Consider the following 14,271-nt stretch of genomic DNA (forward strand, 5'->3'; position numbering starts at 1 on the left):
GCTGCTCAGCCGCTCAGCCGCGGCGTGCGCCGCGATGGTGGAACCAGCCGGCGAGCGCGGTAAACAGCAGCCCGGCCGCGCACATGCCGGTCCAGCCGAACGCGTGCCATGCGGCCACGCCGGCCGACGAGCCGAGTGCGCCGCCGATGAAGTAGCACACCATGTAGACGGTGTTCACGCGGCTGCGCGCTTCGGGCTTCAGTGCGTAGATGCGCGACTGGTTCGAAATCTGCGCGGCCTGCACGCCGACGTCCAGCACGATCACGCCGATCACGAGCCCGACGAGGCTCGTGCCCGACAGCGCGAAGATCACGAACGATGCCGCCAGCAGCGCGATCGCGAGCGAGATGATCGTGCGCGGGCCGCGCTTGTCCGCGAAGCGGCCCGCGTACGGCGCGGCCAGCGCACCCGCCGCGCCGACGATCCCGAAGAGGCCTGCGGCCTGCGGGCCGAGATGGAACGGCGCGCCGGCGAGCAGCAGCGTCAGCACCGGCCAGAACGCGCTGAACGCGGCGAACAGCGCCGCGCCCGTCAGCGACGCCTCGCGCAGCCCGCGCAATTCGACCGCCAGATGCCACATCGAGCCGAGCAGCTTGCCGTACGGCAGCGTCGACGTCGGCGAGCTGCGCGGCAGCCGCAGCACGATCACCGCGGCCAGCGCGACGAGCGCCGCGACCGATGCGCCGAACACCGCCCGCCAGCCGAAATACTCGGCGACGAAGCCGGCCGCCGTGCGCGCGAGCAGGATGCCCAGCAGCAGGCCGCTCATCACGGTGCCGACCGCGTGCCCGCGCTCGGCAGGCGGCGCGATCTCGGCCGCGAACGGCACGGCCTGCTGCGCGATCGTCGCGAGCACGCCGATCGCGAGGCTGGCGGCGGCCAGCACCGCCAGCGACGGCGCGGTCGCGGCCACGATCAGCGCGATCGATAGCGCGGCAATCTGCATCAGGATCAGCCCGCGGCGGTCGAAACGGTCGCCGAGCGGCGCGAGCAGGAACATGCCGGCCGCATAGCCGAGCTGCGTGGCGGTCGGCACCGCGCCGATCCACGACGCGCCGTTCGGAAAGGCTGCGCGGAAGCTGTCGAGCAGCGGCTGGTTGTAGTAGATGTTCGCGACCGATACGCCCGCGATCGTCGCGAGCAGCAACAGCAGGCTGCGCGAATAGTGGGGCGAGGCGGCGTCGGTCGGACGGTCGGTGGAAGCGGAAGACATGATTGCAACGGAACGGAGTGAGGTGGCACGGCCGCGGCGCAGCGTCGGTTGCGCAGGCAGCCGGGTGCCGATCGAGGGTGCCGATCATACCGGAGCACCGTGAAATCTGCCGGACGGGCGCCGGGACGGTCCGGTTCCGGCCGTCCCGGCGCCGATGGGTGGTGATCGGCCGATGCGGGCCCTGATCGGCCGCGGCCGTCCGCTGTCGCGCGCGGTTCGCGCGCTCAGTCGACCAGTTCGCCGCTCGGTTCGTAGAACGGATAGGGGCCGTCGCCTTCGTCCACATACACGTGATGGGACGTCACCCCCGTTTCCGGCGTATGGCGGTGCACCGCGAACGCCGGCGGCTCGAGCCGGAACGCGGACGGCGCGTCCGCGCGCAGGTCGAACGCGACCTGATGCGCGGGCGCCGGCACGGCCGATGCGAGCGTGCCGCCGAAGCGCGTGAACATCGTCCGGTGCACGTGGCCGCACAGCACGCGCTCGACGTTCGGATGCGCGCGCAGCAGCGCATCGAGCTTCGCGGCGGCGGCGGGCGCAAGGCGCAGCGCGTCCATGTGGCCGATCCCGGATGCAAACGGCGGGTGGTGCAGCGCGACGATCACCGGCTGCTCGCGCGCGGCATCGAGCTGCGCGGCGAGCCACGCGAGCCGCGCGTCGCACAGGTCGCCGCGGCTCGAGCCGGGCACCTGCGAGTCGAGCGCGAGCACGCGCACCGCGCCGATATCGAACGCGTACTGCACGAATTCGCCGTCCTGCAATTCCGGGCGATCGGCGAACGCACGGCGCAGCCCCGCACGGTCGTCGTGATTGCCGATCATCAGGTAATACGGAATCTCGAGCGGCGCGAGCAACGCGCGCAGGTGGCGGTATTCGTCGTCGTGGCCGAAGTCGGTCAGGTCGCCGGTGACGAGCACGGCGTCGGGCCGCGGCACGAGCGCGTTCAGCTTCGCGATGCAGCGCGCGAGCGCGGCCGCCGTGTCGACGCGCCGGTACGCGAGCTGCCCCGGGCGCTTGATGTGGAGATCGCTGATTTGGGCAAGCAGCATCGTCGTTCCTCGGAATAGGGGGTTATCGTGGGGCGGCATCACGCGGCGAGCGCGATCAGGCCTTCCGCCGCGATCGCGATGCCGACGGCCGTGCCGCGAGCCAGCTCGATGCGGCCCGGCACGTCGATCACGAGCGCGTCGGGTGCCGCGTGCTCGATCGTGAGCCGCGTGCGCTCGCCGAGGAACGCGCACGCGCCGATCGCGCCGCGCAGCGGCGCATGCGCGGGATCGGCGAGCTGCGCGTCCTCCGGCCGGAAGAACCATTCGTCGGCGGCGTGCGGCGTGACGATCGAACCGCCGGTCGTCACGAGCGCGCCGTTGCGCCATTGTCCTGCAAGCCGGTTCAGCGTGCCGATGAACTGCGCGACCGTGCGGTTCGCCGGCCGGTAGTAGATGTCGCGCGGCGTGCCGATCTGCTCGATGCGGCCGGCGCCCATCACGACGATCCGGTCGCCGAGCTCCATCGCTTCGGCCTGGTCGTGCGTCACGTACACGGTCGTCACGCCGAGCGCGCGCAGCAGCGCATTCATCTCGCGACGCAGCACGTCGCGCAGCTTCGCGTCGAGTGCGGTCAGCGGCTCGTCGAGCAGCAGCACGCGCGGGCGCACGGCAAGCGCACGCGCGAGCGCCACGCGCTGCCGCTGGCCGCCCGACAGCTGATCGACCGGTTTGTCCGCGTGCGCGTCGAGCCGCATCATCGCGAGCAGTTCGTCGACGCGTTCGCGCAGCACGCGCGGTTCGGTCTTGCGAATCTTCAGTCCGTAGCCGACGTTGCCGCGCACCGTCAGGTTCGGGAACAGCGCGTAGTTCTGGAACACCATGCCGACCTGGCGGCGCTCGATCGGCAGCGCGGTCACGTCGTCGGCGCCGAATGCGATCGTGCCGCCGGCATCCGGCGTGTCGAGGCCCGCGATCAGCCGCAGCGTCGTCGTTTTGCCGCAGCCCGACGGGCCGAGCAGCACCAGCGTTTCGCCCGCGCCGATCGACAGGTCGAGCGGTTCGAGCACGCGCGTGCCGCGGAACGTCTTCGCGCAGCGGGTCAGGGTGATGGGAGTGGAATCGAGTTTCATGGGAACGGGAGAATCAGCGCGGTTCAGCGCGGGCGGCGCTTCACGGCGCGCGTGCCGGACGGATCGACGCCGAGCCATTGCATCGCGACGAGCAGCGGCAGCGTCATCAGCAGGAACACGATCGTGTACGCGCTGCCGACTTCGAGACGCAGCGACGCATAGGTGTCGGCGAGTCCGACCGGCAGCGTTTTCGTGTCGGGCGTGTGCAGCATCCACGTGAGGTTGAATTCGCCGATCGACAGCGTGAGCACCGCGAGCGCACCCGCGACGATGCCGGGGCGCAGGTTCGGCAGCACGATCGTGACGAAGCGCGTGACGAACGACGCGCCGAGGCTCGCCGCGCCTTCCTCGAGCGTGCGCAGGTCGGCGCCCGCCGCGACGGCCGCCACCGCGCGCACCATGAACGGCAGCGTGAACACCACGTGGCCGACGACGATGAACCACAGGCTCATCCGGAACGCGGTGAACCCGCCGTACACGACCAGCAGCGCGAGCGCCGACGCGAGGCCCGGCAGCGCGACCGGCAGCACCAGTGCTTCCTCGATCACGCGGGCGACGCGGCTCTTGCTGCGCGCGAGCGCATAGCCGGCCGGCACGCCGGCGACGAGCACGATCGCGAGCGTCGCGAACGCGACGCCGAGCGACAGCGCGACCGACCCTTGATACTGCTCCCACACCTGCGCGAGCCAGCGCAACGTGAGGCCGCTCGACAGTCCGCGGAAATAGTTGACGGTGAGGCCCGCGAGCACCGACATCACGACGGGCACGATCAGGAACGCGCACAGCAGCAGCGTGACGCCCCATTGCAGCGCGGCGATCGCGCGCGCGCCCGTGACGCGCGGCGCACGTCGGGCGGCGCCGTTCGCATGCGACGGAACGGGCGCCGGCGATGGCGCGGAGGAACCGGAAAGCGATTGCATGGAGGAATCCTCAGGCCGCGGCGGCGGCGGTGTGGCCGGTGAACCGGCGCGCGAGCGCGAGCACGACCCACGTGACGACGCCGAGCACGATCGACAGGCCGGCCGCCGTCGCGATGTTCGCGTTCAGCGTGAACTCGGTGTAGATCGTCATCGGCAGCACGTTCAGGTCGGTGGCGAGCGTAAACGCGGTGCCGAACGCGCCCATCGCGGTCGCGAAGCAGATCGCGCCGGCCGCGACCAGGCCCGGCGCGAGGGCCGGCAGCACGATGTCGACGAAGATGCGCCACGGCGACGCGCCGAGCGAGCGCGCGGCTTCCTCGAGCGATGCGTCGAGTTTCGACGCGGCCGCGATCACGGTGACGATCACGCGCGGAATCGAGAAGTACAGGTAGCCGACGAACAGACCGGTCACCGAATACGCGAACACCCACTTGTCGCCGGTGAGCTTCGCGGACAGCATCCCGATCAACCCCTGCCGTCCGGCGAGCATGATCACCATGAAGCCGACCACGACGCCCGGGAACGCGAGCGGAAAGGTGAGCAGCGCGAGCAGCACGCGCTTGCCCGCGAACTCGCGGCGCGCGAGCAGCAGGCCGGAGATCGTCGAGAGCGCGAGCGTCGCGAGCGTGACGCCCGCGGACAACGCCACCGTCTCGGCGAGACTCTTCATGTAGCGCGCGTTGCCGAGCAGCGCCGCGTATTGCGTGAAGAACGCGCCGTCGGCCGAGACCTGCACGAGCGACACCATCGGCAGCAGCCAGAACGCGGCGAACACCGCGAGCGCCGGCGCGACGAGCGCGACACGCCAGCGCAGCGGGAAAGTCAGGTCGAGCATCGCGTGAATCCGGCCGCTTACTGCATCACCTGCAGGTACTGCAGGCCGAACGCCTGCTGGCCGGCTGCCATCTTGCCGAAGTCGACCGGCTTCGCCCGCGCGTAGTCGCTCGCCGGCAGGAACTTCGATGCGACGTCCGCGCCGAGCGTCTGCGCGCGCACCGGCCGCAGGTATGCATTTGCCCACAGCTTCTGGCCTTCGTCGGACAGCACGAAGTCGAGCACCTTCCTGCCGTTCGCATCGTGCGGCGCGCCCTTCACGAGGCTCATCACGTACGGCACCGCGATCGTGCCTTCCTTCGGAATCACGAATTCGACGTTGGCGTGATCCTTGTACTTCGCGCGATACGCATCGAAGTCGTAGTCGAGCAGGATCGGAATCTCGCCGGACAGCACGCGCGCGTACGCGGTCTGCTTCGGCACGATCGGCGCGTTCGCCTTCAGCTTGCGGAACCAGTCGAGTGCCGGCTTGAAGTTGTCGAGGCTGCCGCCGAGCGCCTGGTTCACGGCCACCGCGCCCGCATAGCCGACGAACGCGCTCGATGGGTCGAGGTAGCCGACCATGCCCTTGTATTCGGGCTTCAGCAGATCGGCCCACGAACGCGGCACCGGCTTGCCGTCGAGCGCGTCCTTGTTCACGAAGAAGCCGAGCGTGCCCGAATGGATCGCGAACCAGTAGCCTTGCGGGTCCTTCAGGTTCGCGGGGATGTCGTTCCAGTGCGCGGGCTTGTACGGCGCGATCACGCCCTTGTCCTTCGCCTGGAAGGCCGACGACACGCCCAGGTAGACGACGTCCGCGACCGGGCTCTTCTGCTCGGCGATCAGTTGCGCGATCGCCTGGCCGGAGTTCTTGTTGTCGAACGGCACGCGGATGCCGGTCTTCTGCTTGATCGCCGCGATTTGCGCGGCCCAGTCGGCCCATTCGGGCGGGCAGTTGTAGCAGATCGCGGTTTCGTCGGCGTGGGCGACGGGGGCGAGCGCGACGAGCGCGGCGCATGCGACGGGCGCGGCGAGCACGCGCAGCAGCGAGGTCAGGCGAAAGGACACGGCGGGTCTCCGGACGAGGGTAGGTGCAGGTCGTCGCGCCGCGCACGATGGCGCGGCGCGCGTGCTCAGGCGTGGCGCAGTTGAAGGTCGGCGGCCGGCGGCGCGATCGTCGCGCCGTCGCGCACCGTGTGCGGCAGGATCAGCGATGCGCGCTCGATCGTCGCGCCGCCGATGCATTCGACGAGGCGCCGCCACGCATGGCGGCCGATGTCCTGGTTCGGCGTCGCGACGCTCGCCAGCGGCGGGGCGAGCAGCTCGCCGATCGCGATGCCGTCGAAGCCGAGCACCGACAGGTCGTCCGGGATCGAGAAGCCCGCGCGGCGCAGGCCGCGCATCACGACCATCGCGAGCAGGTCGTTGCTGCAGAAGAGGGCGGTCGGGCGCGTGGCTTGCGCGGTGAGATGCGCGAGCACCGCATCGGGCAGTTCGGGCGCGTTGAAGTCGACTTCGACGGGCGGCAGCGTCGCGACGCCGCTTTCCTCGAGCGCCTGCGCGTAGCCGAGGTGACGCTGGCGCGCGCGATCCGACGCGGCGAGCGAGCCGGCCAGCATCAGCACGCGGCGATGGCCGCGCGCGGTGAGCATCCGCACGCCGTCGTAGGCGGCGCGGCGGTTGTCGACCGACACCGACGGGCGGCGTTGCGTGTCGTTGTGCATCAGCACGTAATGCGGGCCGTCGCGGTCGAGCATGTCGAGCAGCGGATGCGTATCGGCATCGGCGACGGTCAGGATCAGCCCTTCGACGCGCTGCTCGCGCAGCGTCTCGATCGCGTGGCGCTCGCGCGCCGCGTCGTATTCGGTCGTCATCAGGATCAGCTTGAAGCCGGCCGCGGTCGCGAGTTCGTCGATGCCTTGCAGGCAGTCGGCGAACACCGGGTTCGACAGCGTCGGCACGACGACGCCGACGAGCCGCGTGCGTTCGCCGCGCAACTGCCGGCCGAGCGGGCTCGGGCGGAACTGCAGCGCGTCGATCGCGGAGCGGATCGTCGCCAGCGTGGCGGGACTGACGGTATGCGGCGCGTTGATCGCGCGCGAGACGGTGGCGATCGAGAAGCCGGCGAGCGCGGCGACATCCTTGATGGTCGGGGTCATGAAGTTACGCGATGTAAACGTTTTCGGCCGGGAAATTATCGAAAACGTTTGTGACTTCGCGATGACGCGCATGACGTCCGTTTCGCAACCGGCACGACGCAAACATCAGACGGTTGGCCCCCGTCGGGCAGGAGGGGATTCGATTGTATCGACGGATGATGCGGTGCGGGAGGAAATCGGCGACGCGCACGCGAGCCGGTCGCCCGGCGCGCGGCGGCATGGGTTTCAGACGAGCCGGGGCAGCAGCGCGCGTACTTCGTCGAGCAGGCGGGCAATCGCGTCGGGGTGGTTCGACACGTGCAGCAGCAGATGCTTCTGGAACAGTCCGTCGAGCAACGCGTAGGCGGCGCCCGGCGTGATCGACGGCTGCCGGCCGCCCAGTTCCGCGTAACGGGTGACGACTCGCCAGACCATCTCCTCGAGGCTCTGGTCGATCTCGTTGACGACGTCGCGAAACGCGTCCTCGAACAGCGCCTGTGCGCGCAGGTCGTACCAGAGGCTATGCATTTGCGGCTCGTCGCGGATCGTTTCCGCGAGCTTGTCGAGGAAGCCGTTCGTCAGTTCGTCCTGCGATTGCGCGGCGGCGGTCACGACGTCGTAGCGCGTTGCGCACTGTGCCTTGAACTGCCGGATGCTGCAGCGGATCAGATCGAGCTTGTCCTCGAAGTAGTAGTGCAGCACCGCATGCGTGTACTCCGACTTCTGGGCGATTTCACGCAGGCTGGTTTTCGCGTAGCCGAGTTCCGCCAGCGTGTTCAATGCGGCTTCCGCGAGTTCGACGCGACGCGCTTCGTACTTGTCGACCGGATCGCGCCGTGCGCGCACGGGACGTTGCTTCGGTGCGGCGGGCGCGGTGTCGTGCTGCTTCGTCATCCTGCTTTCGTCTCCCTTCAGTGGTGGCGCTGCACGGCCTCGCGCGGCATGTGCGGCGCCGATCGGCAGTCGTTCCATTGTGCGAAGCAGCGAAACGACTGTCAAGAAAAAACCTGACGACTGTAAAAATAAATCTTGACACGTGGAAAAATAAAACTAACCATTCGTAAAAAATTATCTTTCCAGTTGGTTAGATGTTGTCGGGTTCGACCGCCGTTCCGGCTGTCGCCCGGCGCAACGTTGAAGCGTGGAGGGAGACATGGAGCACGGCAGGCTCGCGGGACGCAAGGCACTGGTAACGGGCGGGGCGCGCGGGATCGGCGCGTCGGTGGCGCACGCACTCGCCCGGGCGGGCGCGGATGTGGTGATCGGCGACGTGCTCGTCGAGCTCGCCGCGCAAACCGCGAAGGAGATCGCGCGGACGGGGGGCCGCACCGGATCGGTGGCGCTCGACGTCAGCGACGACGCGCAATGGACGAGCGCCACCGAAGCGGTGGTGGCTCAGATGGGCGGCTTCGACATTCTGGTGAACAACGCCGGGATCGAAATCACGTCGCTCGTCGCGGACCTGCAGGCGGCCGATCTGCGCCGGATGTGCGACATCAACGTCGTCGGCGTGGGTCTCGGCCTCAAGCATGCGTTTCGCGCGATGCGCCCGGGCGGCGCGGCGGGGCGCGGCGGCGCCGTCGTCAACGTATCGTCGGTGGCCGCGACGATCGCCTTTCCCGCAATCGCCGGTTACTCGGCCACCAAGTCCGCGGTCGACCGCCTGACGCGCGTGGCCGCGATGGAGGCCGGCAAGCTCGGCTACGGCATCCGCGTCAACTGCGTCTATCCGGGCCTCACCCCCACCGAGATGGGGATGCGGCTCGCGACCGACATCGTCGCCAACGGGCTCGCCCCCGATGTCGACAGCGCGGTGTCGGCGGTCGTCGCGCAGACGCCGCTTGGCCGTCTCGCGACCGTCGACGAGATCGCTGACGCGATCGTCTTTCTCTGTTCCGACGATGCCCGTTTCATCACCGGCGCCGGCGTGCCGGTCGATGGCGGCATGGGCATGTAGCGCGGTGCGGGGTCGAATTTTTTTCTTGAGGAGGGAGGAGAGATGAGCGACAAGAAGCCAGTGGTCGTCTATGGCGTGTCGGGTTATACCGGCCGTCTGGTATGCGAATACCTGCGCGAGTACAACATTCCGTTCATCGCGGCGGGGCGCGACAGGAAGCGGATCGAAGCGGTCGTCGAGCGCATTCCGGGCATCGAGACCGCGGACTACGAGATCGTCGAGGTCGAGCATTCCGTCGCCGCGCTGACGGAGCTGTTCACGGGCGCGAGGTTCGTCAGCAACATGGTCGGACCGTTTATCAAGTACGGGCCGGAGGTCGTCGAGGCGTGTCTCGCAGCGGGTTGCCACTATTCGGACACGACGGGCGAACAGGACTGGCTGCTGCTCGCGAAGGAGCGCTGGGGCGACGCGTTCGCGAAGAAGGAGCTGCTGCTCGCGCCGAACCTCGCGCAGATGTACACGACCGGGGAGATCGCGGCGAATCTGTGTCTCGAGACGCCGGGGCTCGACACGCTCGACATCCTCGTGCTGTGGAAAGGCTTTCCGACCTATGCGTCGACGCAGACGATCTTCACGATCCTGAAGGCGACCTGGTACTACCTCGAACAGAACCGGTACGTCGCATGGGAGCCGACCGCGCACGCGGAAGTCATGGTGCCGGGGCGGCACGAGACGGCGATTGCGGTGCCGTGGGGCGGCACCGCCCATCCCGTGTGGTTCAAGGACGATCCGCGCGTGTCGAACTGTCGGGCGATCGGCGGCGTGATGGCGCGAGCGGTCATGGAGGGCGTGCGCAAGACCACGCAGATGTTCGACGAGCAGATCCGTCCGCTGCCGCCGGCCGAGCAGGAAGCCGCGCTTGCCGAGATCGCGAACGGCATGCAGGCGAGCATGCCGCCGCGCGAGAATCCGCGCCTGAATACGACGGTCGACTCGGTGCACGCATCCGGCCCGCTGGGGCGCGCGCACTGCGTGATCCACGGCGTATGCAACTACAAGCAGACCGGCCTGATGCAGGCATATGCGGCGTTTTCCCTGCTGCAGGCGCCGCCGCGGCGGGTCGGTTTCGCGTCCGGCTGTCAGGCGTTCGGCCATCACGCGCTGCTCGGGCAGTTGCGCAGCTTCGGCCTCGTGATGAAGCCGATGCTGACCGTGCAGGACTGATGCGATGTACTTCCCGGGAGAATCGTCATGCGTTTGACCCGTTATCTCGACAAGGGCGCATCGCTCGGCGCGGACCGGCCGTGCATCGTCGCCGACGGCGACACCCTGACCTACGTGCAGGTGCAGCGCCTCACCTACCGGTTCGCGCGCGCCCTCGCTCGCTCGGGTATCGCCGCCGGCGACAGCGTGGCGATTCTGTCGGGCAACGATCCGGTCGCGTTTGCGTGCGTGTTCGGCATCGCGCGAGCCGGCAATGTCTGGTGTCCGATCAATCCGCGCAATGAGGCGACCGAGAATCGCTTCGTGCTGGAACACTTCGACTGCCGCATGCTGCTGTTTCACAGCGCGTATGCGGGCATGGTCGAAAAAATGCTGCCCGAGTTGCCCGCCCTGAGCGTGGCGGTGTGCCTCGATGCGGCGCTGCCGTTTGCGCAGCGCTTCGACGACTGGCTAGGCGATTTGCCGGACACCGCGTTCGAACGCGAGCCGGCGACTGACATCGCGATGCTGCCGGGCACGGGCGGTACGACCGGCGTGCCGAAGGGCGTGATGCTGTCGGAGCGGAACCTGGAGGCGATGACGGCACTCACGCTGATGAGCTATCCGTTCGACGGGCGGCCGGTCTATCTGGCGTTCGCGCCGCTGACGCATGCGGCCGGCGTGCTTTGTCTGCCCGTCATGTCGCTGGGCGGGACGATCGTCGTGATGCGCGACGCCGACGTCGGCGCGTTTCTTGCGGCGATCGAGCGCGAACGCGTCACGCACACGTTTTTGCCGCCGACGGTGATCTACATGCTGCTCGATCATCCGGACCTGCCGGCCACCCGTCTCGATTCGCTGCAATGCTTCTGGTACGGCGCCGCGCCGATTTCGGCCGAGCGTCTCGCCGAAGCGCTCGAACGGATCGGCCCGATGGCGCAGCTGTTCGGACAGACCGAGGCGCCGATGATGGTGTCGACGCTCGCGCCGGCCGATCACTATCGCGCGGACGGGACGATCGCGACCGAGCGGCTGTCGTCCGCCGGCCGGCCGACGCCGCTCGTCGAAGTCGGGATCATGGACCGGCACGGCCATCTGCTGCCGACTGGCGAGCGCGGCGAAATCGTCGTGCGCGGCTCGCTGGTCATGAAGGGCTACTACAAGAATCCCGATGCGACGGCCGAGGCCTCGGCGTTCGGCTGGCATCACACGGGCGACATCGGCTATCTCGACGCGGACAACTTCCTGTACATCGTCGATCGCGCCAAGGACATGATCATCACCGGCGGATTCAACGTCTATTCGATCGAGGTCGAACAGGCGCTGCTCGCGCATCCCGACGTGCGCGACTGCGCGGTGATCGGCCTGCCCGATGCCAAATGGGGCGAGCGCGTGGTGGCGGTCGTCCAGCCGCGCGACGGCAGGCGGATCGATGCGGCCGCGCTGGCCGCGTTCGTGAAGGCGCGCATCGGCAGCGTCAAGACCCCGAAGCAGATCGAGGTATGGAGCGACCTGCCGCGCTCCCGAGTCGGCAAGGTGTCGAAACCCGACGTGAAGGCGCGGTTGCGCGCCGGCTAGCGCGGCCGCATGCGGCAGTCGTTCGGAATCGGTCGTCATGCGCTTTAAAAATAGGTGTACTGATTAAAGGACGGAGACATGAAGGTGAAACTGACGCAGTCCGCCGTGACGGCGAGCGCGCTGCTGGCGATCTCGACTTCCGCGTCGGCGATCGACATCTATCCGGGCGACTACACGGTCCTGCCGCCGGGTACGACGCTCGCGCTCGGCTATCTCGGCTATACGCCGAGCAGCGACTTCCGGCTCGACGGCGTCGGCAGGGTGCCCGATTCGGGCCTCGATCAGACCGTCGGCATCGCACGGGTGCTGCACTACATGCGGATCGGCGGCGTGCCGGTGGCGTTCCAGGCATACCTGCCGTTCGCGAAGCTGACCGACGTCAGGGTCGGCGGCAGCCCGCAGCCGACCAACAACGGGCTCGGCGACCTCACGTTCGGCGCGACCGCGTTTCTCGTGAACCGCGCCGATCCGCAATACGGAACGACCGTCGGGTTGACGGCGTACTTCTCGGTGCCGACGGGCAAGTACGATTACGGACGAGTCGGCGCCGGTGCCGGGACCGTGGTGTTGACGCCGCAGCTCGGCGTGATCCAGGGGCTGGGCCGCAACCTGTTCCTCGATGCTGCGCTCGACGTTGCCGTGCAACCGGGGCACGACGATAGCGGCTATCGTATTTCGGTGCGACCGTCGATCCAGTTGCAGACGTATTTGCGCTATCAGTTCACGCCGGCGACGTCGGTTTCGTTCGGCTACGCCGGCACCTACGGCGGCAAGCAGTATGTGGATGATGCCTATACCGGCCAGAAGACGAGCACGAGCCAGTTGCGGTTGTTCGCGAGTCACATGCTGACGCCGACCTGGCAGGTATCGGGAATGCTGGGCAAGGCCCTCTCCGCCGAGGGCGGTTTCAAGAACAGCTATAGCGTCCAGTTGCGCGTGATGAAGATATTCTGAATCCATGAAGGAGCTCAGCATGAGTCGTCGAATCAATGTCGTCGGTGTCGGAATGATCCCGTTCACGAAACCGGGGGCGAGTCCGCAGTACTACGAGATGGCTGCGGAAGCCGCGCGGGCCGCGCTCGCCGACGCCGGCATTGCGTACGATGCGATCGAGCAGGTATACGCCGGCTATGTATACGGCGATTCGACCTGCGGGCAGCGCGCGATCTACGAGGTCGGCATGACAGGCGTGCCGGTCGTCAACGTCAACAACAACTGCTCGACGGGCTCGACCGCGCTGTGGCTGGCGCGCCAGGCGATCGAGAGCGGCGCGGCCGAATGCGTGCTCGCGCTCGGTTTCGAGCAGATGGCGAAGGGCGCGCTCACGACCTGGTTCAACGATCGCGCGTCGCCGCTCGAGCCGCATCTCGGTGTCGCCGACGCCGTGCAGGGCGACACGGCCGCGCCGCTCGCCGTACGGATGTTCGGCGGCGCGGGGCGCGAATACATCGAGCGCTACGGTGCCGCGCGCGATACGTTCGGAATGATCTCGGTCAAGGCCCGCGAGCATGCGGCGCGCAATCCGTACGCGCTGTTTCGCGAGCCGCTGGATCTTGCGCAGGTGATGAATTCGGACGCGGTGTTCGATCCGCTGACGCGGTTTCAGTGCTGTCCGCCGACTTGCGGCGCCGGCGGCGCGGTGCTGTGCTCCGACGCGTTCGCGAAGCGTCACGGCCTGGCCCGCACGGTTCATATCGCCGCGCAGGCGATGACCACCGACTACCCGGGCAGCTTCGCGCCGGCGTCGATGATCCGGATGGTCGGTTACGACATGACGGCCGCCGCCGCCCGGCAGGTGTACGAGCAGGCGGGCATCGGGCCGGAGGATCTCGATGTCGTCGAACTGCACGACTGCTTCACGAGCAATGAACTGATCAGTTACGAAGCGCTCGGGCTGTGCCCGGAGGGTGGGGCGGAGCGGTTCGTGCGCGATCGCGACAACACGTACGGCGGCAGGATCGTGACCAATCCGTCGGGCGGCCTGCTGTCGAAGGGCCATCCGCTCGGTGCGACCGGGCTCGCGCAATGTGCGGAATTGGTGTGGCAACTACGCGGCGACGCGGGGGCGAGGCAGGTCGACGGCGCGCGCATCGCGTTGCAGCACAACATCGGGCTCGGCGGCGCCTGTGTCGTGACGTTGTACCGTCGCAGCGACTGACTGCGTCGCGCACGGCGACGACGGTTGCACCGCGCGTTCGCGCGTCGGCGCCGGTCCGCCCGGCGGCATGCCGGCTGTGTGCGGGGCCCGACCGATGGTAGAATGCGCTCCGCCCTGTTGCCGGGGTGATGAAATTGGTAAACATAGCGGACTTAAAAGATTGAGTGCCCGGTCGGAAACGGCCGGTGCAGAACCCTTCAAATTCGGTGAAACCCCTGATGCGCGCATCGAG

General features: G+C 68.2%; 13 protein-coding genes. 5 read left to right on the forward strand and 8 right to left on the reverse strand.

From position 1 onward, the window contains the following. Nucleotides 1-13 precede the first annotated feature (13 nt). The 8 genes from BME24068_RS05570 to BME24068_RS05605 all read right to left on the reverse strand — a co-directional run bounded on the left by BME24068_RS05570 (nt 14) and on the right by BME24068_RS05605 (nt 8,097). Nucleotides 14-1,213 carry an MFS transporter gene (locus BME24068_RS05570; RefSeq protein ID WP_174925414.1) on the reverse strand — a complete coding sequence of 400 codons (1,200 nt, stop codon included), beginning with the start codon at nt 1,211-1,213 and terminating at the stop codon, nt 14-16. A gap of 224 nt (nt 1,214-1,437) precedes the next feature. Beyond that, nucleotides 1,438-2,262, reverse strand: a complete 825-nt coding sequence (locus BME24068_RS05575; protein WP_174925415.1) for a phosphodiesterase — start codon at nt 2,260-2,262, stop codon at nt 1,438-1,440. 38 nt (nt 2,263-2,300) lie between these two features. Then, nucleotides 2,301-3,332, reverse strand: coding sequence for an ABC transporter ATP-binding protein (locus BME24068_RS05580; protein ID WP_096502902.1), 1,032 nt, complete (start codon nt 3,330-3,332; stop codon nt 2,301-2,303). A 23-nt stretch (nt 3,333-3,355) separates the two neighbouring features. Next, nucleotides 3,356-4,252 carry an ABC transporter permease gene (locus tag BME24068_RS05585; RefSeq protein ID WP_174925416.1) on the reverse strand — a complete coding sequence of 299 codons (897 nt, stop codon included), beginning with the start codon at nt 4,250-4,252 and terminating at the stop codon, nt 3,356-3,358. A gap of 10 nt (nt 4,253-4,262) precedes the next feature. After that, nucleotides 4,263-5,087 carry an ABC transporter permease gene (locus BME24068_RS05590; RefSeq protein WP_096502898.1) on the reverse strand — a complete coding sequence of 275 codons (825 nt, stop codon included), beginning with the start codon at nt 5,085-5,087 and terminating at the stop codon, nt 4,263-4,265. Nucleotides 5,088-5,104: 17 nt separating this feature from the next. After that, nucleotides 5,105-6,133 (reverse strand): ABC transporter substrate-binding protein, encoded by a 1,029-nt coding sequence (locus BME24068_RS05595; RefSeq protein WP_096502896.1) that lies wholly within the window; start codon nt 6,131-6,133, stop codon nt 5,105-5,107. Nucleotides 6,134-6,198: 65 nt separating this feature from the next. Then, nucleotides 6,199-7,224: a LacI family DNA-binding transcriptional regulator gene (locus BME24068_RS05600; protein WP_096502894.1), complete on the reverse strand. Its 1,026-nt coding sequence runs from the start codon at nt 7,222-7,224 to the stop codon at nt 6,199-6,201. Between the two features lie 225 nt (nt 7,225-7,449). Further along, nucleotides 7,450-8,097 carry a TetR/AcrR family transcriptional regulator gene (locus BME24068_RS05605; protein ID WP_096502980.1) on the reverse strand — a complete coding sequence of 216 codons (648 nt, stop codon included), beginning with the start codon at nt 8,095-8,097 and terminating at the stop codon, nt 7,450-7,452. A 259-nt stretch (nt 8,098-8,356) separates the two neighbouring features. Between BME24068_RS05605 and BME24068_RS05610 the strand changes: the two genes are divergently transcribed. The 5 genes from BME24068_RS05610 to BME24068_RS05630 all read left to right on the forward strand — a co-directional run bounded on the left by BME24068_RS05610 (nt 8,357) and on the right by BME24068_RS05630 (nt 14,039). Then, on the forward strand, nt 8,357-9,160 hold the full coding sequence (locus BME24068_RS05610) for an SDR family NAD(P)-dependent oxidoreductase (RefSeq protein WP_174925417.1): 804 nt from the start codon (nt 8,357-8,359) through the stop codon (nt 9,158-9,160). Nucleotides 9,161-9,202: 42 nt separating this feature from the next. Further along, nucleotides 9,203-10,324, forward strand: a complete 1,122-nt coding sequence (locus BME24068_RS05615) for a DUF5938 domain-containing protein (RefSeq protein WP_096502890.1) — start codon at nt 9,203-9,205, stop codon at nt 10,322-10,324. A 27-nt stretch (nt 10,325-10,351) separates the two neighbouring features. Next, complete coding sequence (locus BME24068_RS05620; protein WP_174925418.1) at nt 10,352-11,881, forward strand: AMP-binding protein; 1,530 nt, start codon at nt 10,352-10,354, stop codon at nt 11,879-11,881. A gap of 78 nt (nt 11,882-11,959) precedes the next feature. Then, on the forward strand, nt 11,960-12,835 hold the full coding sequence (locus BME24068_RS05625; RefSeq protein WP_174925419.1) for a transporter: 876 nt from the start codon (nt 11,960-11,962) through the stop codon (nt 12,833-12,835). Between the two features lie 19 nt (nt 12,836-12,854). Then, nucleotides 12,855-14,039: a lipid-transfer protein gene (locus tag BME24068_RS05630; RefSeq protein WP_174925420.1), complete on the forward strand. Its 1,185-nt coding sequence runs from the start codon at nt 12,855-12,857 to the stop codon at nt 14,037-14,039. Nucleotides 14,040-14,271: the final 232 nt, after the last annotated feature.

This window comes from Burkholderia anthina (genome assembly GCF_902498995.1).
Classification (GTDB): Bacteria; Pseudomonadota; Gammaproteobacteria; order Burkholderiales; family Burkholderiaceae; genus Burkholderia; species Burkholderia anthina.

Excerpts from the sequence above, each read along its gene's own strand:
- BME24068_RS05570 (WP_174925414.1), bottom strand. The coding sequence starts at position 1,213 with ATGTCTTCCGCTTCCACCGACCGTCCGACCGACGCCGCCTCGCCCCAC.
- BME24068_RS05575 (WP_174925415.1), bottom strand. The coding sequence starts at position 2,262 with ATGCTGCTTGCCCAAATCAGCGATCTCCACATCAAGCGCCCGGGGCAG.
- BME24068_RS05580 (WP_096502902.1), bottom strand. The coding sequence starts at position 3,332 with ATGAAACTCGATTCCACTCCCATCACCCTGACCCGCTGCGCGAAGACG.
- BME24068_RS05585 (WP_174925416.1), bottom strand. The coding sequence starts at position 4,252 with ATGCAATCGCTTTCCGGTTCCTCCGCGCCATCGCCGGCGCCCGTTCCG.
- BME24068_RS05590 (WP_096502898.1), bottom strand. The coding sequence starts at position 5,087 with ATGCTCGACCTGACTTTCCCGCTGCGCTGGCGTGTCGCGCTCGTCGCG.
- BME24068_RS05600 (WP_096502894.1), bottom strand. The coding sequence starts at position 7,224 with ATGACCCCGACCATCAAGGATGTCGCCGCGCTCGCCGGCTTCTCGATC.
- BME24068_RS05605 (WP_096502980.1), bottom strand. The coding sequence starts at position 8,097 with ATGACGAAGCAGCACGACACCGCGCCCGCCGCACCGAAGCAACGTCCC.
- BME24068_RS05610 (WP_174925417.1), top strand. The coding sequence starts at position 8,357 with ATGGAGCACGGCAGGCTCGCGGGACGCAAGGCACTGGTAACGGGCGGG.
- BME24068_RS05615 (WP_096502890.1), top strand. The coding sequence starts at position 9,203 with ATGAGCGACAAGAAGCCAGTGGTCGTCTATGGCGTGTCGGGTTATACC.
- BME24068_RS05620 (WP_174925418.1), top strand. The coding sequence starts at position 10,352 with ATGCGTTTGACCCGTTATCTCGACAAGGGCGCATCGCTCGGCGCGGAC.
- BME24068_RS05625 (WP_174925419.1), top strand. The coding sequence starts at position 11,960 with ATGAAGGTGAAACTGACGCAGTCCGCCGTGACGGCGAGCGCGCTGCTG.
- BME24068_RS05630 (WP_174925420.1), top strand. The coding sequence starts at position 12,855 with ATGAGTCGTCGAATCAATGTCGTCGGTGTCGGAATGATCCCGTTCACG.